The sequence below is a fragment of the Nostoc sp. JL23 genome, from assembly GCF_017115065.1.
In the GTDB taxonomy this organism is placed as follows: Bacteria; Cyanobacteriota; Cyanobacteriia; order Cyanobacteriales; family Nostocaceae; genus Nostoc; species Nostoc punctiforme_A.
On the sequence record NZ_JABXKN010000116.1, the window covers coordinates 1 to 20,057 of the forward strand.

Genomic DNA, 20,057 nt, shown 5'->3' on the forward strand with positions numbered 1-20,057 from the left:
CGAAATACCCAACTACGTTGCTGTTTCTCAGGGGTTTTCAGCATTTCCCTTATAAAAAACTGCCTCATCCACGCGATGAAAACATACGCAGGGTGCGTCAAGTTGAATCTAACCAATGGAAACAGGAGAGCGCTTATCATAGACGTTCTTTGTCTGAGTGATAACCATTCTCATAATGAGAATTGCTGGTTTACGCAACCGCAGCTAGTGGTTTTAACATCAAATCTTTCTTCTGCATTTCCCAGGCTAGGGTACTGTAGACAATTTGATCTAAGTCATTATATTTTGGTTGCCAACCCAGTAATTTACGGATTTTATCAGCACTAGCTATCACACAAGCAGGATCGCCAGGGCGACGTTCTGTTTCAATGACCGGAAAATCTACCCCAGAAATAGCCTTAACGCGTTCGATAACTTGACGGACACTGTAACCTTGCCCATAACCACAATTGAGAATTTGGCTTTCGTTACCTTGCTCCAGATAAGCCAAAGCATCCAGATGTGCTGTTGCTAGGTCTTCAACATGAATATAATCTCTAATTGCCGTACCATCGGGTGTTGGAAAATCCGTACCAAAAATTTGTACTCCTAGCCTACGTTTGAGTGCAGCATTACAGGTAGCTCCAATTAAATGAGATACTTCTTTTGACACCTGCCCCAATCGCCCACCAGGTTCTGCTCCGGCAACATTAAAGTATCGTAAAATTACGTAACGGAAATCAGAAGCGTTTGCATAGTCACGAATCAGCCATTCACAAGAAAGTTTTGATCGCCCATAGGGGTTAATCGGTTCAGTTGGTGTAGATTCCCTCACAGGACTGGTTTCTGGTTGTCCATAGACAGCTGCTGTACTGGAAAAGATAATTTGCTTCACACCCATGTTGTTGCAACAACGGAGTAAATTCAGCGTGTTGCGAGTATTGTTAGCGTAATAGTCTAAAGGATGAGAAACAGATTCGGATACATTCAGACTGCCAGCAAAGTGTAACACTGCCGCAAATTGATGTTGAGAAAATACCTGCCAAAGACATTCTGAATCTTTTAAATCACCAATAATTAACTCACCATGCAATACTGCTTGGGGTGAACCTGTAGAACAGTTGTCATACACCACAACATCGTAACCAGCCTCGCCCAATTGACGAACTACATGAGAGCCAATGTATCCTGCTCCACCAGTGACTAAGACTTTTTTATTCATCTGCCTTTACCTAGTAATACGACTCGAATGGTTTTAAAGACGATCGCTAAATCCAAAGCTAGGGAATAATTTTTGATGTAGTAGAGGTCGTAAGCTAATTTCTCGTAAGCATCCTCTACTGATGCACCGTAGGGGTACATAACCTGTGCCCAGCCTGTGATTCCGGGTTTGACGACATAACGTAAGTCATAGTAAGGAATTTCTTGTCGCAGCTTGATATCAAATTCTGGCCGTTCTGGACGGGGGCCAATGAGGCTCATTTCTCCCCAGAGAACGTTTAAAATCTGTGGTAGTTCATCAATTCTAGTCAGGCGTAACCAGCGTCCTACTCTGGTAATCCGAGCGTCTCGTTCGTTCGCCCACTGCGCTCCCCGTTTTTCGGCATCTTGATACATGGAACGGAATTTGTAAACTCTAAAGGGCTTTCCTTCCAAACCAGTCCGCATCTGTGTATACACCACTGGGCCTGGACTATCCAACTTAATTGCTAGTACTGTTAGCAACATCAGTGGAGATAAAAACAGAAATAATGACCATGCCAGAATAATGTCTAATAACCGCTTCAGCTTTTGATTAATGCTGTCAGCCGCTAAATTAAAACCAGCACCAAAAGCCAGCCAGTTATCCTGAAGCAGGGATGAGGGAAGTTTATACCACAAGATTTCGCAAATATCGGGAATCCCGTAGATGGGGACACCAGATAAACGTAACTGCATCAACTGCTGTATCTGTGCATCAGATAATTCCATTGGGGTTGTTACTACTACCCCTGACCAAGGTTGTTGACTCCATTGGGATAAGTCATTGAGGCTCCCCACAGCAACTCGATTACTTTTTGCTAACTCATTAATGTTCTGCTCTGCTGTTACTAGAACAACTAAGCGCCCTAATGAAGTGCGTTCTATAAAAGTTTTGCCAAATAGAATGGCTTTTTTTCCTGCACCCAAAATGAGCCAACGGCTGTGTTGAGCTTGCGATCGCGCCCAGTTTGCTACATATATTCTTGATACCATAGCCCAGGTGGTAAATATGCCTAAGCAGGGAAGCAAAATTCCTCGTTTCAAGACCGATTCTTTCCCCCAAGCACCAGTAAGGTAAATGAGAGACGCAATAATGATACCAACAACAACATTACTAACCAAAATGCGAGATGGAGCGCGCAATCCTGCTATTTGAGTATCTGGATGATAAGTATCTGCTAAATACAGCCCGGCGAGAATGAGGAAAATAAATAAATAAATAAAAGGGTCAAAACCATTCAGATATTGATGCGATCGCAACCATAAACAGAGAGATAAACTCAACCATAAACCCACAATATCGCCTAATAAAAGTAATAGAGAGAGGGTATTGTGTGTCTGATATAACTTCTTAGTTTTTTTGCCAAGAATAATATTAGTAGTCATTTACGTACATTACTAAAAATTAAAAAGATTACAGTATAGACATAAAAAAATTGGATATAAGCAATAATTACCCTGAAACTTTTAGTATCAGATTTCAGTAGCTCAAAATAATTTAAAACTAATCAGCAAACTACAAGACCAGTAATCGAAAACAAAATCCTGTTTTCAACACCTAAAAAACAAAATTTTGTGAGATTACTCAAAAAAATCGTCTTGTTTGTTTGATCAGTATTTATGAAACCTTCACCTTTATTATTAACCCTGATTTTAGCTATGAGCTACGGGGGAATTACGTAAACATTACAATTAATACATTTTGTCTTTACAAACCTTATTAAATAAATGACCCAAAATAATTAGATTTTTAGGCTTAAGTGATTTGTATTCTATATACTAAGATGAATAATCAACTTTAAACAAAATTAACTCATAAAATAAATTTTGAGATGATAATCAAATTATGCAAAACCTTGCTGTAAAAGGCTTGCAGATTTTTTTAATTCATCACTGTATATTTATTGATTCACTTGGGCTGTAGTCAAACGATGCCTGGGTTGGGCTACACCTACACTAAAATATTTTTTAAGTAAGTCCAAAATATAGTAATATTTATGGCAAATAATACGTCATAAACAAGTAAATGGATAAAACCGTAAAAATACGTATGTATTTTTGGGGAAAGCTTGATAATCTTTGACTAAAGCTTTATGGATTATTCAGCCCCAGTTGCAATCAACGAGGAGCAATATCAGAGGATATTTGGACAAATTGATCTTTGTCCTCTTCTACTTCCTCACTCTAATATCAGTAAATAATGAATCAACTAAATCCTTATGAGTGTCAACATCTGGAGTATTAACTAAACGTATGTCTTCCCATCAAGATGATCAAGACCTGATTAATTTTCAACAGTATTGGCGGATTCTAAAAAGACGTTGGTTTCTGATAGCAATCATTATGGGGTCTGTCTTTGGAGCCACAAGCTTGCTTACTTTTATTCAAAAACCAATTTATGAAGCCGAGGCTAAACTCCTTTTTAATAAGGAAAGTGGCATTTCTTCCCTTGCAGGAGGTGCAAGTGAACAAGTGGGACAACTGGGACAACTCACTGGGCTGACAAATCTCTCTAACCCTTTGGAAACTGAAGCAGAAATCATTCGCTCCAACCCCCTGATTCAAAAAACTATTACTGAGTTGCAACTGAAGGATAAACTGGGACAACCTTTAGAAATAGATGATTTTCTGCGTAAATTGAAAGTCAAATCTATCCGAGGGACGGATATTTTACAACTTTCTTACCGTAGTACTAATCCTCAAGAAGCTACAACTATCATCAATAGATTGATGAGTGCTTATATAACAAACAATGTTCAGGTTAACCGTTCTCAAGCTAGAGCAGCACGGGAATTTTTAAACAAGCAATTACCCGTAGTTGAGGCAAAGGTTAAACAAGGGGAAGCAATACTGCGTCAGTTTAAAGAAAAATACGAGGTTGTTTCTTTAGAAGTAGAAGCTGAAGAAGGCATTAAAAGTCTTAATGAATTATCCAATCAAATAACCCAACTTCGGGCGCAGTTGGTAGATGCTAGGAGTCGTTCTGGTACTTTGCAAAATCAATTGGCATTGAACACAAAGCAAGCTATGGCACTTAGCAGCTTAAGTCAATCGAGAGCAGTACAAGAAGTGCTATCACAATATCAGAATGTTCAAGACCAGTTAGCTGTGGAGAGGTCACGATTTACCGATGGACACCCAGTTATTACTAGTTTATTAAGTAAAGAACAAGCTCTTAAAAAGCAGCTAGAAGGAAGAGTAAACCAAACTCTGGGTAGTTCGCAGCCTATCCCAGACCAAGATTTACAAATAGGAGAACTCAAGCAGACCCTAACCGCTAATTTGGTGCAAGTGGAAGTACAACGGTTGGGATTGGAGAAGCAAGTTGGTGTGTTGATGAAGGCATTGGTACTTTATCAAGCACGTCTGAGAACCTTACCCAAACTAGAACAACTGCAACGACAACGGCAACGACAGCTACAGGTTGCTCAAATAACCTACGAACAAATGCTCAAACGATTGCAAGAAGTTCAAGTGCTGGAAAATCAGAATGTAGGTAATGCCAGGGTTGTTTCTGAAGCTTTACTTCCGAAAAAAGCAGTTTCTCCTCGTATACTCTTAAATTTAGCACTAGGGGGATTTTTAGGATTTTTCTTAGCGATCGCAGCAGCTTTATTGCTAGAAGCTGGAGACAAGTCTGTGAAGACAACAGAAGAAGCTCAAGAGTTGTTGGACTATCCTTTGTTGGGTACAATCCCGGTTTTTGCTCAAAAAGCTAGGTTGGCTGGTGATGAGAGTTTAATGGAGTTGCCGGTACTGAATAACCCTTATTCATCAGTCAATGCTGCCTTTGAAATGCTCCAGATTAACCTGGGTTTCACTTTTTCTGATAAGGAACTGAAGGTAATTGTGGTTAGCAGTTCTGTGATGAGTGAGGGTAAATCTTTTGTAGCAGCTAACTTGGCGATCGCAACTGCCCAAATGGGAAAGCGAGTGCTATTGATTGATGCAGATATGCGTCGCCCCCGCCAACACGAAATGTGGCAACAACCTAATTTCATGGGATTAAGTAATGTTTTAGTGGGGCAAGCTACGTTAGCAGAAGCTGCCAAGGAAGTGATGATCAATGTAGAATTGCTTAGTTCTGGCATGATACCGCCTAACCCAGCTGCACTATTAGACTCACAACGGATGAATGGGTTATTGCAACAAGCTGCCCAAGATTATGACTGCATAATTATTGACACTCCGCCTTTAAGTGTTTTGGCTGATGCGTCGATAGTAGGTAAAATGGCAGATGGAATGTTGTTAGTTGCACGTCCTGGTGTAGTTAATTCTGCTGCGGCTAAGATTACAAAGGCACTTATTCAGCATTCGCGTGTGCCTGTGTTGGGAATGGTAGTGAATTGTGTAACTACTGGCGAGAATGACTACACTTATCATTACTACAATACACATACTGGAGAGAATAATTCTGGTAGGAATAATAAGATTAAGTCTAACTTAAGTAGAATCACTGGATTAAGACTGCTGTAACTGGTTATTAGTTTGGTGAGATCAGTGTTATTTCTGAGGTGTTCCAAATTTAGGTTGTGTAAAGTTATAAGCGAAACATGAAGCAATACGGTTCAGTTAAGAAAATAGTAGGTTGGGTTGAGCGAAATGGAATGCTGCTAACAAAACTTTGGTGCTGTTAGATTTTATTTCACAAAGCAACTTACCTACATCAATTTTAGTTTTTCACCTTAACTGAATTGTATTGAAATATGAAGTTAATCAAGTTGAGTTGGATACCTAATAGACTAATAGCAACCATGCTAACTATTTACTGGTGAATACAGCAAAGTATCTTACAAGTTTATTAACTCCATTGAATGATGTTTTTTCTAAAAAGACTAACTTGATAAAATTAGTTTGAGATCACCCAAATTTCGCAAAAGGTTATAGTTTAGGATTTATCATATTGCCTTCTGGCAATTCCGTAAACCATAACTATGTCTTTGCGTTGACTTGTTTATCTATTAGTTCAGAGAAAGCATATACACCTTTCTAAGAGGATGTTTTAAAAGTCGTGATTGATGTATCAAATATTTTTTACCCCTCCCTAACCCTCCCCAATACATACGGGGAGGGAACCGGATTTTTCTTGTTTCCCCCCTCTTTACAAGAGGGGACTAAGGGGGGTAACAACGCAATTAAAATCACAGTCAAACACTTTTCAAACAACCTCTAAACTAAATAAGACATTTTGGGCTAAATTTAGTCCTATTTCGATAGTTGAGCCAAATGTTAGACAAATATAAAACCCACATTTTATCATCATTTAGTCACAAATTTGGCTCTGAAAAGTTAGCGGTTATTCACAATATAGCTTGGCTATTTATTGATCGCATTGTTCGCATGGGTTTTGGGTTAGTTGTGGGTGTTTGGATTGCTCGTTATTTAGGAGTGCAGCAATTTGGTATTTTCAACTATGCCACTGCTTTTGTAGCGCTATTTAATCCCTTAACAAATCTAGGGTTAGATAGCTTGGTTATCCGCTCTATTATGCGTAACCCTGAAGCTAAAGACCAAATTTTGGGGACGGCATTTTGGCTCAAGTTAGCTGGTGGGATAGGATGCGTATTGTTAACAGTTAGCTCTATTTTTGTATTCCGTCAAAATGACCAGTTGACAGTTGGGCTAGTAGCAATTTTGGCAACGGCAGGGATTTTTTCCGCTTTTGACACAATTGATATTTGGTTTCAGTCTCAAGTGCAGTCTAAATATACTGTGGTTGCTAAAAATACCGCATTTATTATCATTGCATTTATAAAAATTGCTTTGATTAAAATGCACGCACCATTACTGGCTTTTGCCTGGGTAGCTTTAGTAGAGGTTGGATTGGGTGCAGCAGGTTTGATACTGGTTTACAAGATTAAAGGTTATTCACTATGGTTATGGCGTTGGAATTTTCCACTTGCTAAGACACTCCTTAAGGAAAGCTGGCCTTTGATGTTGTCTGGTTTGAGTATCATGATTTATCTGAAAATTGACCAGATTATGTTGGGGGAAATGGTTGGTGCTAGCGCTGTAGGCCTTTATTCAGCAGCAAGCCGTATTTCTGAAGTTTGGTATTTTATACCAATGGCGATCGCTTCTTCGGTTACTCCATCCATATTTGCTGCTAAAGAAGTAAGTGAAGAACTTTATTATCAACGAATAAAAAAACTACTCCGAGGATTGGTATTGATTTCAATTGTAATTACTTTACCAATGTCATTTATGTCTGAAAGAATAATTACTTTGTTATTTGGTAATGAATATGCCGCAGCAGGATCAATATTAGCAATTCATATCTGGGCTTCTTTATTTGTATTTATGGGGGTTGCTACATCCTCTTGGTTTGTTGCTGAAGGGTTAACTCATATTTCTTTACGCAGAACTCTAATTGGTGCAATTACCAATGTTTTGCTAAACCTATTGTTGATTCCTCACTATGCTGGAATTGGTGCTGCGATCGCTACTGTAATTTCTTATGCATTTGGCTCATTTTTAGCTAATGGGTTCGATCAAAGAACAAGAAAAATATTCATTTTACAGATAACATCGCTTATAAGCTTTTATTCATAAATTACCTGAGTTACCGAGTTATTAAGGAAAAAATTTATGTATATAACCTCGACATCTGAAGCGTATAGTATTTTAAATGATAAATATCAAGTAACCTTAAAAGGTCTTTTACTGTTTGAAATTAAAAGCTTATATGGAAGAAGCTTTCTTAATTACAAGCCCAAACTAAAACAGGATGATAAAAATTTATTACATTTAGGCTGTGGTTCAAATAAATTTGATAATTGGATAAATGCCGATTTTTTTAGTTTATCTATACCAGTTATAAAAAATAAAAAAAATAAAATTCCAGATTGGATGCTTGATTTAAGGTTTCCTTTGAACTGTGATGCTAATGTATGGGATGGTGTTTTCACAGAACATACTCTTGAACACTTGTATCCATATCAAAGTATTAAATTACTCAAAGAATTAAATAGAACAATGAAGCCAGATGCTTGGCTTAGAGTAACTGTTCCTGATTTGAAAAAATATATCAGCTACTATTGTGGCCAACAATTACACGAGGAATTTAAACGCTGGGGAACAGGATGTGAGGCAATTAGAACTTTGACACAAGATTACTTTCATGTGTCTTTATGGGATAGTGAATTACTAAGCCAGTGCTTGGATAAATCGGGCTTTATCAATATTCAAGAAGTTTCTTTTATGAAAGGAAATGATATTTCACTGCTAAAAGATAGAGAAGAAAGAAGTTGGGAAACTTTGTATATGGAAGCTCAAAAGCGTATTTAATTTAAGTAGCATTATCTATCAAAAAAATATAATTAATTAGCATGAAAACTCCAGTAGCATTTTTAATATTCAATCGCCCTGATACAACAGCAAAAGTATTTGCAGCTATCCGTCAAGCAAAACCTCCAAAACTTTTGGTTGTCGCAGATGGGCCACGTAGCGATCGCCCTGATGAAGCAGAAAAATGTAAAAAAGTACGCGAAATTGTTAATAGTGTAGATTGGGAATGTGAAGTATTAACTAACTACTCTGATAGAAATTTAGGTTGCAAACTACGTGTATCTAGTGGATTAGATTGGGTATTTTCTCTGGTTGAAGAAGCCATTATTCTTGAAGATGATTGTTTACCTGACCCTACTTTCTTTCCTTTCTGTGAGGAATTATTGGAATATTATCGGGAGGATAATAGAATTGCTGTTATTTCGGGGCAAAATGTTCAATTTGGTCGAAACAGAACAGATTATAGCTATTACTTTTCTCGCTACAATCATTGTTGGGGATGGGCAAGTTGGAGGCGAGCTTGGCAACACTTTGATTACGATATGAAGTTATGGCTTCCAATCAAACAAAATGGTTGCTTAAAAGATATTCTTCCAGATGAAAGTGCTGTTAAATTCTGGGATAAAATCTTTCAGTCTACTTATGAAGGCAAGATAAATAGTTGGGCATATCGCTGGACATTCTCTTGTTGGATACAAAACTACTTGAGTATTCTACCTAATATTAATTTGATATCCAATATTGGATTTGGTAATGAAGGAACAAACACAAAAAAGTCTGTAAGTATTTTTTCTGAAATACCTACCGAAAAGGTTTTGTTTCCTCTGAAGCATCCATCTTTTATGATTCAAGATACAAAAGCTGATGAGTTTACCCAAAAAACTTTATACCGTCCACATTTAATCAGTAGAATTAAAGCAAAAATTAAGAATTATTTATGAATTTTAGTAATTAATCATCTCTTTTATATATTATTGTAACCAATAATTATTATAACCATGTTCCTATAACTATTGTTTCGATAATCTCAAGACTGTTTGTTAATTTTATGTTTTAAGTTGCTTCAATCAATGAAATCAGAACAGAAAGATATGAATATGCTGCAATTCATTTTAAAAGCTATAAGAAAAATTTCCAATTTTATCTATAGATTTATCGGTCGAGATAATATAACTTTTATAAAAATTTTTCCTTGCAAGGACTTAGTTGAATTAGGAACACAATATGGCGGCTGGGTTATTCCAAAAAGTTTACTTGATTCAGACTCTGTTGTTTACTGTGTAGGTTGTGGAGAAGATATCTCATTTGATGTGTCTCTAATTGAGCAAATTGGTTGTGATATATTTGGATTTGATCCAACTCCAAGAGCAATTCAATATGTAAAAAAAGTAGCTCATGATAATAGTAAATATCATTTTTGTGAAGTAGGTCTATGGGATAAAGATGATATTTTGAAGTTCTATGCACCGAAAATTTCTGATCATGTTTCTCATTCTCTTCTCAATTTACAGAGGACATCAGAGTACTTTGAAGCTAAAGTCAGAAGGCTAAGTACAATTATGCAGGAGCATAACCACAAAAAAATTGATCTCCTGAAATTAGATATTGAAGGGGCTGAATATAAGGTTATTAACTCAATAATTGAAGACGGGCTTGATATTAAAATCCTTTGCGTCGAATACGATGAATGCTTTAACCCCTTAGATAATCGCTATAAACTAAGAATTAGGCAGTCTGTTAACAAATTACTTAATGCTGGTTTTTCTTTAGTTTGCACACAAGGTAATGGCAATTATACATTTGTAAAGATATAAAGTTTAAAAAGAGTAACGAATAAACTCATTAAAAGTATTAGCTAATTTAAATCTATCTATGCTGGATACACTACCATTACAATTTTATCTCGTAAAATAGGAAATATATATGAAACACGCAATTAGGAAGTTAATACACCGATTAAGACTTGACTTAAGATACTATGCAAGTTCTGATTTTGCAAAAATTAAGAAACTTTTTGACTATCATCAGATCGATCTAGTATTAGACGTAGGAGCAAATACTGGACAATATTACAAATTTCTTAGGGAGTTAGGTTATTGTGGAAAAGTTGTTTCCTTTGAACCACTCAGCGATGCTTACTATCATCTAACAAAAATAAGTAAAAAACATCCGGCATGGCAAATAGCACCCCGCACAGCTATAGGTAATTCAGAAGGAGAGATTTCTATCAACATTTCTGGTAATAGTCAAAGTAGTTCTTTACTACCAATGTTAGATAGCCATAAAACAGCTTGTCCAGAATCAAATTACATAGGAACCGAAACCGTAAATATAACTCATTTAGATTATATTGCGCCCCATTATATAACTGCTCATAACAAAGTTTTCCTGAAATTAGATGTGCAAGGTTTTGAACAACAAGTTTTAGAGGGAGCTAAAGGTATTCTGCCACAAGTTAAAGGAATACAGTTAGAAATGTCTTTAGTTCAACTCTATCAAGGAGAACCATTATTTAGAGAAATGCTAGATTATATGGTGCAAATTGGATACTCTCTTCATTGGCTAAAGCCTACTTTCACCGATACTAATACAGGAAAATTACTACAATTAGATGGGATTTTTTTTAAGCCATGAGAGTTTGTTTACTAAGCCATTCAGATGGAAGAGGCGGTGCTTATGCGGCAGCTTATCGTTTACATCAAGGTCTAAAAAAAATAAATATCGATTCAACAATGCTAGTCGGTAATAAAACCAATGATGACATTACAGTTTTAGGAGCAAATAGCAAACTCGCTAAGGGATGGCAAAAAATAGTACCAACATTAGATTCATTACCACTACAAGTCTATCATAAACGCGATCAGTTAACATTTTCCTTGCAATGGCTGCCTGATCAATTGGCTGCTCAAATAGCTCAAATGAATCCGGACATAATTAACTTACACTGGATAACTGGTGGATATGTGCAAATAGAAACACTTGCAAAATTTAAGAAGCCTATAGTTTGGACGCTACATGATATGTGGGCATTGACAGGAGGATGCCATTATAGCGGAGGGTGCGATAAATATACAAAATCATGTGGTGCTTGTTCACAATTAGGTAGTCAAAGAGAAGGCGATGTTTCTCGATGGATTTGGCAACGGAAAGCAAAAGCCTGGCAAAATATTAATCTAACTATAGTTACCCCTAGTCGTTGGTTGGCTGATTGTGCTAGAAAAAGTTCTTTGTTCCAAAATTTACGGATTGAAGTTATACCTAATGGTTTAAATACTCAAGTTTACAAACCCATTGATAAAACAATGGCAAGAAACCTATTCAATTTACCATTAGATAAAAAGCTGGTATTGTTTGGGGCAATGAATTCAACAAGTGATAAACGTAAAGGTTTTCATTTACTTGAAACAGCTTTGCAGAAGTTGAGCCAAGAGAAAAATCAGGAAAATATAGAATTGTTTATTTTTGGTGCATCTCAGCCTTCAAAAGTTCCCAATTTTGGCTTAAGGACGCATTACTTAGGACGATTAAATGATGATATATCTTTATCTTTAGTGTATTCTGCTGCTGATGTGTTTGTTGCGCCTTCAGTAGAAGATAACCTTCCCAATACTGTCATGGAGGCTCTTGCCTGTGGTACCCCCTGTGTTGCTTTTAACATTGGAGGAATGCCTGACATGATTAATCATACACAAAATGGCTATTTAGCCCAGCCTTACAATATTGATGATCTAGCAAATGGAATTACCTGGGTAATAGAGAATCAAGAACGACATCAAAAGCTTTGCGCTAACGCTTGTGAAACAATTAAACAAAAATTCACACTGAATTTACAAACAAAAAGTTACTTGTCCCTATATAAAGAGATTTCAGAAAGAAGCATATCTTGAAAGAATGAGCGTTTAAATTGGATAAAATATCTAATTTACTTCAAATATAAATTTACAATCTAGTTTTGGGTATTTATATTAATGCTTGATCAACAAAAGTACTGCTCTATCAATAAAAAATTGAAAGCACCTAAACATTTATTAGAATTTAATTTTTATTTAAGTTTTTTGAATAAGCTCAAGTTACCGAATAAATTAGTTGCAGTTATCAAAGCAGAACAGCATAAAACTGATGATATGTTCGGTTGGCATAGCTTAACTTCTCTAACTTGCGTAAATGAAGCTAGTGAAATATACGATATTGATATTCGTTACGCTTGGTCTAATATTGTATTTAAGCAAAATCTTGTAGATCATGGGTGGAGTGAAACAATACTTCTAGAAGATAAGGTTAAAGATACGCCATGCAGGCACAAAATTATCATATATTTCTGTGATATTTTTATGCCTCAGAAAGAAATAATTGAAGAAGTCGAAGAAAATTTTTTGATTGGTTGTTACTGGCAGAGTATATTGCATCTGTATCTACAACTGCCCTTTCAGCATCCCTTTGAACATCAATTACATAACCATGATCACAAAGATGCTCAAGAAGCATTATTGTTTGACTATGCACCAGTAATTATTAATGAATCAGGCAGCCAGATAAAGACTGTAGCATTATTACCTGATCATCCTGAGCGTAAAGGCGAAGGAGGATTACGTAAGCATGGCTCATATAAACATTCTAATAGTCATAATCCTCTAGTTTCTATAATTACAGTAGTATTTAATGGGGAAAAATATATAGAGCAAACTATTCAATCAGTCATTAATCAGTCATACAAAAATATAGAATATATTATTATTGATGGCGGTTCTACAGATAAAACAACTGATATTATCAAAAAGTATCAATCTTATATTGATTATTGGGTAAGTGAACCTGATTTAAACATATATGATGCTATGAATAAAGGCTTCATGTGTGCTATGGGCGAATTTGTAAATTTTATGAATGTTGGAGATATATTCTTTAACAATAAAGTTCTAGAATTAATAAAATTTGAATTATGTAAAGATTCTATATGTGGACAAAATGTATATTTTAGTAATTTTATTTCTGGATTAATATATGTCCAAATGCAAGGACAATCAATACCTCACCAATCGCTATTTATGAAACGGGAAGACTTTAAAAAAAATATATTTAATCCTGTATTTAAATACTGTGCTGATTCTGAATTATGGACTCGGTTTAATCCTATAACTTCCACTATAAAATCAGAAAAAGAAATTATATCAATAAGCAGATTTGGAGGAATATCTACAAGTAAACAATACCTAATATCTAGGATGCTAGAACACTTAAAATTTGAACATAATAAACTAAAAATATTGATTCATTTTCTACCAAAAATAATTTTTACTTTAGTTTTAAATGAGAAATTGATAGAAAAATTATATTTTTTTTCAAGAAGACAATACAGAAAAAAATAGGGATCTTCGGTACTTTTTATGGAAAACCAGGTTCAAAATCCTTGAAAGCCTTATTGGATAGACATTTCTCTCAAAATCATGGCATAATTTTTTATAACTTTTGCCCCATAAGGGTTTTGTTATCATCAATCACCATAAAACAACGCAAGAGCCAAAAATAGAATGAAACACAAAATATCATTATTTGATATAGCCGATCTGATTGCTTTTTCTGCTATATTATTTATTTCAAGTTTTCATGTACCGAATTTTTCTCTTATCACTTCTATCCTTTTGCTGCCAAGTTACATTTTAATATTAAAATATGCATTTAAAAGAAGTTATTTTATAAAATTTGAACCTAAAAGTTTAAAAAAGAAACACTTTTTCCTTCCGCTCATATTGTTGACTATTTTTTGCTTATTTTTTTTCATTAGTGAAGTAAATTACAACTACATTCCATTCTTGGATGCAATCTGCTTCTCTATAAAAATTATCTTATATTATATATTGGGTATTTGTGTAGCTAATAGTAAGTCTTTTTATCGTTTTTATAGCATACCATTTCTTGTTTTATGTATCACCGGAGGAGGCATATTATTTGCGTTTTTAAGTCTATTAGGAACTAAGGGAGTTTCTATAACAGCATCAAGTATAATGGCACAAAGAAGTGTTTTTTCTTTATGGACAGATGAACAAATTAATGGGCCTTCGATCGATATGTATAATTATTTGGGGATTTGTCTTTTGCCATTCATATTTAAATTATTTGCAGAATTAAAACAAAAAACTAATGTGAATATGATTTTTTTATTTACATTAATATTATCTGTTTTTCTGTTTTTAGTATCTTCTTATTCATCTTTGTCTTTACTAGCTAGAACTCCTATTTTTTGCTTTTTTGGTTCAATATTAATTCAAATCTTTCATGAAATTGTTTCTTCAAGAAAAGCAGTCAGTAGAGTTATATTTAAATATGGGTTGTTGTTTATAATTCCTTTAATGATATTTTATTTGCAGCCTGATACTTTAGAAGATATATCACGCTCTTTAAATCTTGGCATATTTAAGAGGTTTGATAACTCAGGTCTTGAAACACCAAGATATCTAGTTTGGTCAATTGTTTTTACAGAAATGTGGAGTCATCCTTTTGGTGGAAGAGAAATAATATTGCCTATTAGCGATATAGGAATTCCAGTAAACTATGCTCACAATATTTGGTTAGATATAGCATTTGATGCTGGAATATTACCTATGTTTTGTCTTGGGATCTTTCATTTAATACATTGGCCTTATTTATGGGATTTAATCTCTAATCCTAAATATAACGATAGCTTAAGTTCCTTTTTAAGATGTAATTTAGTTGCGGTAATTAGTGCTTTTATTGGCACTCCTGTTCTGCAAGCTAATCTTCATTATTTTTCTATATCCTGCTTTTTGCTGGGACTAATTATAGGAATTATGCAAGAAAAATATTACTGTAAAAATGAATAACTTTTTAATTTGAAAATTTGTTTTTTGAGCAAGCAAGATATGGAATTAATAGTTGAATAAGTGAACTACAAAAAGTATTAAATAGCGAACAAAGAATTATATTTAAAAATTACCAGAGAAAATAATAATTAACTATGTTAAATAAAATCAGCGTAAATTCTTATCTATCGATTACTATAGCCATTCCCACATACAACGAATCGGGTAATATAGAACGCCTTATTCAAGGTTTTTTAGCAACCAAATATCCAAATTTAATTGAAGTAATTGTGGCTGATGGTGGTAGCGCAGATGGCACACAAGATATTGTCAATAAATTTTCATTGGATGATTCTAGAGTTAAGCTGTTAAACAACCCGTTAGAAGTTCAATCGGCTGGTCTAAATTTGATACTGAAAGAATGTACAGGTGATATATTTCTCAGAGCCGATGCTCACTCTGATTACGCACCAGACTATATAGAACGATGTGTAGAAGCATTATTAGAGTCCAAAGCCCTTAACGTTGGTGGCGCACAAAGATTTGTGGCTCAAACCCCTTTTCAGGCAGGGGTTGCACTAGCTTCTAAAAGCTTTTTAGGCAGTGGTGGAGCTAAATATAGAAATCCTAACTATAACGGATATGCTGACACAGTGTATTTAGGATGTTTTTGGACAAAAGAATTACGTGAGTCTTCTGGGTTTGATACTACCCAAATTACTAATGAAGACGCCGGATTAAATCAGAAATTACTAAACAAAAATTCCCAAGCCATCTATATTAGTTCAGACATTCGAGTATGGTACTATCCCAGAAAAACATGGAAATCTATTTGTATTCAATACTTCAAGTACGGAAGAGGACGTTATTTAACTAGTATTAAACACACAAAGCAACTGCAACTTAGAGGAAAGCTACCATTTTTATTTATATCAGCTACACTGGTGTTATCGCTGATTGATTTCATCGTTCCTCAGTTATCTCTACATACAGAAGCATTAATTTTGAGTGGCTTAGTTTTTACATTTGCGGAAAGCTTACGCACAACTTTCAAATTCCGTAACGAATTTACTACAGAACTTTGGCGCGGTAGTGAAGATGAAATTCCTTCCACTTTAAGTCTGTGGTTTTTCTGTGGAGTTACCTTGCTAACCATGCCAATTGCTCACTTTTCTGGCTACGGATATCAGCTAGTGAGGCATAAGATTTTCAAAGTAAATACTTGGTGATATGTTTTAATTATAAATGGAAATAGAAAATGTTAGAACATCAAATAGAAACAGATATATCTAGAATTGAACGCGAGAAAAAATTTCATGATCAGAGATTTGCTGATGATTCTCAACGAAGCAAAAAAGTTGGTAAATTTTATAGGTTAGCTCAGTCTATTAAAAAAGAGTATGAGCAATTATTAATAAAAAATTGTGAAGGTTTAACAATTATTGAATATGGGTGTGGAACTGGCAGTTATGCCTTTATTTTAGCTAAGAGTCAGTCTAAGAAAGTTATAGGTATTGATATATCTCCAGTAGCCATTGAAGTCGCTAAAGTCCAGGCATTAAATGAAGAAATAGGAGAAAATATTTCATTTGAAGTCATGAATGCGGAGGAATTAACATTTAACCCTTCCTCAATAGACTTAATCTGTGGGTCTGGAATTCTGCATCACCTCGACCTGGAAAAAGCAATTAAATCAATAGCTGATGTTCTCCAACCAGAGGGTAAGGCTATTTTTATTGAACCGCTTGGGCATAATATACTTATTAACTTATTTCGTAGTTTAACACCATCAATTCGCTCTGAAGATGAACACCCTCTTCTAGAAAGTGATTTAAAATTAATAAAACAACATTTTAAAAATATAGAAATCAAGTATTTTTATTTGACTTCACTGCTGGCTATTCTAATTGTAGATTTTCCTGGTTTTAGAGTGATATTACGTATCCTAGAATTTTTAGATCAATTGCTCTTCAAATTGCCATTTTTACGTAATCAGGCATGGCAGGTATTAATTCAAATATCTGAACCTGTCAAAGAGTAATTTGATTAAGGTAGCTTCTCAACAAATTAGTAGATAGATAAAAATTACGATGGAACTTAAGTCTAGAATTAAAACTGGCTCCAGTCCGCCCAGTCGCAATCCACAAAAACGATCGCCCACAATCTGGCAACACTCCCACCAATGATTCTGATGGTTGATTTGGAGACACTATCGCCACGGGCGTAACCACAATCCCCTGACTACCCAAAACAATAGTTTATAACCTTATTCCAAGTAAATTACTCACAAAAAAATATATGAATAATAAAGTAATTCGACGATTGAATAATCAACAATTACAACAATTTGATCGGGAATATGTTGGGAATTTAGAATGGAAAACACTTAAAAGTTTAATAGAGCATAATTTTAACGGGCAAACATTTTCTTTTCTTGATATTGGTGGTGGTAATGGAATATTCACAGATAGAATATTGAAAAATTATCCTGAATCAGTTGGTACTGTTATTGATAATGCTAGTATTCTCCTAGAATTAAATAAACCTGATATAAGAAAAACATTGTTATTAGCTTCTGTAGAAGAATTAAATAATATTTGTGCAGAGAATACGAAATTTGATTTAATTTTCTTTAATTGGTCACTTCATCATTTCGTACAAGATTCCTATCATGAAACGCGAAAAATTCAATATGAAGCACTAATTAACGCTTGTAATTTGTTATCTGAGAATGGTTATATTTCTATTTTTGAAAATATATATGATGGTATCGTTTTTACAAAATTACCTAGTTATCTTATATTTTACCTAACATCTAGTAAAATTCTAGCTTCTACTATGAAAAAAATGGGTGCGAATACAGCAGGTTGTGGGGTTTGTTTTTTATCAAAAGCACAATGGGAAGACACAATAACCAAGGCTGGATTAATTGTTTCCCAGTATACAGATTATGAAAAATGGAAGAATATCAATATTCTGCGGAGAATTTTTCTACATATTGGTCCCGTTCGTCATGGACATTTCTGGTTAAGCAAGAAACAGAACTGCTAACTGATTCAGTTTTAAAATAAAATTGAGCAAAGGTAAATAATTTTAAACGTGGATTTAAACTAGCACCAGTACGCGTAGTTACAAGCCACAAAAACGATCGCCCACAATCACGCAACACCCGCACCAATGATTCTGATGGGTGATTTTGAGAAGCTACCGCCACAGGTGTAACCACAGTTCCCTGACTACCCAAAACTATGGTTGCGATCGCTCTTGCTCGCCTCAAATGATAATCTGACGTAATCAAATAAATATGCTGTAACCTCTGGTGAGCAAAATCTCGCGCCAAAGTCGTGAAATTAGTCACAGTATCCGTTGCTCTAGCATCCAAATGCAACTTTGCTTCAGCAACACCATACTGTAAAAATATCCGGCGATCAACATCCAAATTCCAAGCAAAATCAGAAACCCAAATATCTAAATTCTGCCGAGACTGCCAAAATTGCGCCGCAAACTTCATCCGTTCAGCATCACCCCCCAATACAAAAATAGCCTGTGGTACTGGGGTTTGATAAAAAGCGATCGCAATCCTAACCGGAATTATACTAGTTAACAGAAGTGCGATCGCTAAAACCCACTTTACCAATTTCAACTTGCGTTTCATTTCATATATAGCAAGGGACTGGGGACTGGGTGAAAAGTCTTTTCGTGTCTAAGTTTTATCATCTGTTGATATCCTAATCACCAAGGCTTTTGCTATAATCGTGATTTTAAAAATCCAAGCGAAAATAAAAATCAGCCTACTTTCAACCAGCCAAAAACCTGCTCGACGGTCAAATCAAGCGTTAAAAATTCAGGAATCGGAAGAGTATCGTTACCAGTCAACTCCATAGGTTCTCGTCCAGGAATAAATACTAAAATTATTCGGTCTTCAGGGTCAATTAACCATCCCAACTTAGTACCATGTTTGAGACAGTGCAAAATATTACTAATAACTTTAGTAGCTTTCTGGTCGGGTGAAAGAATTTCTACTGTCCAATCAGGATAAATTTTAAAAGCATTGGGTACTTCACCATCTGCATCAAAAGGAATTCGCTGCCAAAGAAACACGCTAGCGTCTGGAACAATGGAGCGTTCAGCAAAAGTGCAACGCAATTCTGGGAAAGCTAGGGCAATTTTCGCTGTTTCTGCAACATTATTAACTACATCACAAAACTTCAGTTGCAGGCGTGAATGTTTACCTTGAGGCATAACTTTTTGGGAAACACAACCATTTATAAATTCACTGGCTGGCTTAGTTTCCGGCAGTTTGAGAAATTCTTCGAGAGTCAAAGAGGTTGCTGTTGTCATCGCTTTGATGAAACGAAAAATCTCCAGTCTTTTAATATTTTATCCTTTGTAGACACTTAAGAAACACCAAAAATAATTTATTTTATTCTTCCTGCTCCCTTCTCGCCACCAAAATCGTCTCCTTCACCGCCTTGCCTTGCAAACGTCATCCGTTTAAGTGCATCCCTCAACACAAACATAGCCTGTGGTACTGGGGTTTGATGAAAAGCGATCGCAATCCTCACCGGAATTATAACTAAATTAATCGAAAGGCGATGCCTTTCCTGCGGAACGCTACGCGAACGGCGGGCTACGCCTACGCTAAAACCAACCACATCAATCTCTGTTTGCGTTTCAATGAACTACCTCTAACTGGCTTCGCCTGAGTTAGAGGTTTCTACATCCTCTAAC

The 20,057-nt window shown here is 35.3% G+C and carries 17 protein-coding genes; 12 read left to right on the forward strand and 5 right to left on the reverse strand.

Annotation, left to right across the window (positions count from 1 at the left end):
- Nucleotides 1-190: 190 nt before the first annotated feature.
- A complete protein-coding gene (galE, locus tag HWQ42_RS23280; protein WP_292816498.1) occupies nucleotides 191-1,201 on the reverse strand; it encodes a UDP-glucose 4-epimerase GalE in 1,011 nt (336 codons plus the stop codon).
- Entirely contained in the window at nucleotides 1,198-2,607 is a 1,410-nt protein-coding gene (locus HWQ42_RS23285; RefSeq protein WP_292816500.1) for a sugar transferase, read from the reverse strand. The genes galE and HWQ42_RS23285 overlap by 4 nt, the downstream gene beginning before the upstream one ends.
- 867 nt (nucleotides 2,608-3,474) lie before the next feature.
- On the opposite strand from HWQ42_RS23285, the gene HWQ42_RS23290 reads away from it, so the two are divergent.
- The 12 genes from HWQ42_RS23290 to HWQ42_RS23350 all read left to right on the forward strand — a co-directional run bounded on the left by HWQ42_RS23290 (nucleotide 3,475) and on the right by HWQ42_RS23350 (nucleotide 18,377).
- Nucleotides 3,475-5,697, forward strand: coding sequence for a GumC family protein (locus HWQ42_RS23290; protein WP_292816502.1), 2,223 nt, complete (start codon nucleotides 3,475-3,477; stop codon nucleotides 5,695-5,697).
- A gap of 750 nt (nucleotides 5,698-6,447) precedes the next feature.
- A complete protein-coding gene (locus tag HWQ42_RS23295; RefSeq protein ID WP_292816503.1) occupies nucleotides 6,448-7,773 on the forward strand; it encodes a flippase in 1,326 nt (441 codons plus the stop codon).
- Nucleotides 7,774-7,809: 36 nt separating this feature from the next.
- Nucleotides 7,810-8,508 (forward strand): methyltransferase domain-containing protein, encoded by a 699-nt coding sequence (locus HWQ42_RS23300; protein WP_292816505.1) that lies wholly within the window; start codon nucleotides 7,810-7,812, stop codon nucleotides 8,506-8,508.
- 41 nt (nucleotides 8,509-8,549) lie between these two features.
- Complete coding sequence (locus tag HWQ42_RS23305) at nucleotides 8,550-9,449, forward strand: glycosyltransferase family 2 protein (RefSeq protein ID WP_292816506.1); 900 nt, start codon at nucleotides 8,550-8,552, stop codon at nucleotides 9,447-9,449.
- A gap of 129 nt (nucleotides 9,450-9,578) precedes the next feature.
- Nucleotides 9,579-10,322: an FkbM family methyltransferase gene (locus HWQ42_RS23310; protein ID WP_292816508.1), complete on the forward strand. Its 744-nt coding sequence runs from the start codon at nucleotides 9,579-9,581 to the stop codon at nucleotides 10,320-10,322.
- Nucleotides 10,323-10,431: 109 nt separating this feature from the next.
- On the forward strand, nucleotides 10,432-11,142 hold the full coding sequence (locus HWQ42_RS23315; RefSeq protein WP_292816510.1) for an FkbM family methyltransferase: 711 nt from the start codon (nucleotides 10,432-10,434) through the stop codon (nucleotides 11,140-11,142).
- The gene (locus HWQ42_RS23320; protein ID WP_292816511.1) at nucleotides 11,139-12,395 is read left to right on the forward strand and encodes a glycosyltransferase family 4 protein; all 1,257 of its coding nucleotides are present in this window, start codon (nucleotides 11,139-11,141) and stop codon (nucleotides 12,393-12,395) included. The genes HWQ42_RS23315 and HWQ42_RS23320 overlap by 4 nt, the downstream gene beginning before the upstream one ends.
- Before the next feature lie 81 nt (nucleotides 12,396-12,476).
- Nucleotides 12,477-13,874 (forward strand): glycosyltransferase family 2 protein, encoded by a 1,398-nt coding sequence (locus tag HWQ42_RS23325; protein WP_292816513.1) that lies wholly within the window; start codon nucleotides 12,477-12,479, stop codon nucleotides 13,872-13,874.
- A gap of 162 nt (nucleotides 13,875-14,036) precedes the next feature.
- Complete coding sequence (locus HWQ42_RS23330; protein WP_292816515.1) at nucleotides 14,037-15,347, forward strand: O-antigen ligase family protein; 1,311 nt, start codon at nucleotides 14,037-14,039, stop codon at nucleotides 15,345-15,347.
- A 134-nt stretch (nucleotides 15,348-15,481) separates the two neighbouring features.
- Complete coding sequence (locus HWQ42_RS23335) at nucleotides 15,482-16,555, forward strand: glycosyltransferase family 2 protein (RefSeq protein WP_292816517.1); 1,074 nt, start codon at nucleotides 15,482-15,484, stop codon at nucleotides 16,553-16,555.
- Nucleotides 16,556-16,584: 29 nt separating this feature from the next.
- Nucleotides 16,585-17,367, forward strand: a complete 783-nt coding sequence (locus HWQ42_RS23340; RefSeq protein ID WP_292816519.1) for a class I SAM-dependent methyltransferase — start codon at nucleotides 16,585-16,587, stop codon at nucleotides 17,365-17,367.
- A gap of 257 nt (nucleotides 17,368-17,624) precedes the next feature.
- Nucleotides 17,625-18,377, forward strand: coding sequence for a trans-aconitate 2-methyltransferase (locus tag HWQ42_RS23350; RefSeq protein WP_292816521.1), 753 nt, complete (start codon nucleotides 17,625-17,627; stop codon nucleotides 18,375-18,377).
- On the opposite strand, the gene HWQ42_RS23355 is transcribed toward HWQ42_RS23350, so the two are convergent.
- The 3 genes from HWQ42_RS23355 to HWQ42_RS23365 form a co-directional block, all read right to left on the reverse strand.
- Nucleotides 18,295-18,981, reverse strand: a complete 687-nt coding sequence (locus tag HWQ42_RS23355; RefSeq protein ID WP_334812614.1) for a YdcF family protein — start codon at nucleotides 18,979-18,981, stop codon at nucleotides 18,295-18,297. The genes HWQ42_RS23350 and HWQ42_RS23355 overlap by 83 nt on opposite strands.
- 131 nt (nucleotides 18,982-19,112) lie before the next feature.
- Nucleotides 19,113-19,667, reverse strand: coding sequence for a Uma2 family endonuclease (locus HWQ42_RS23360; RefSeq protein ID WP_292816523.1), 555 nt, complete (start codon nucleotides 19,665-19,667; stop codon nucleotides 19,113-19,115).
- A 77-nt stretch (nucleotides 19,668-19,744) separates the two neighbouring features.
- Nucleotides 19,745-19,981, reverse strand: a complete 237-nt coding sequence (locus HWQ42_RS23365; protein WP_292816525.1) for a hypothetical protein — start codon at nucleotides 19,979-19,981, stop codon at nucleotides 19,745-19,747.
- Between the last annotated feature and the right edge of the window lie 76 nt (nucleotides 19,982-20,057).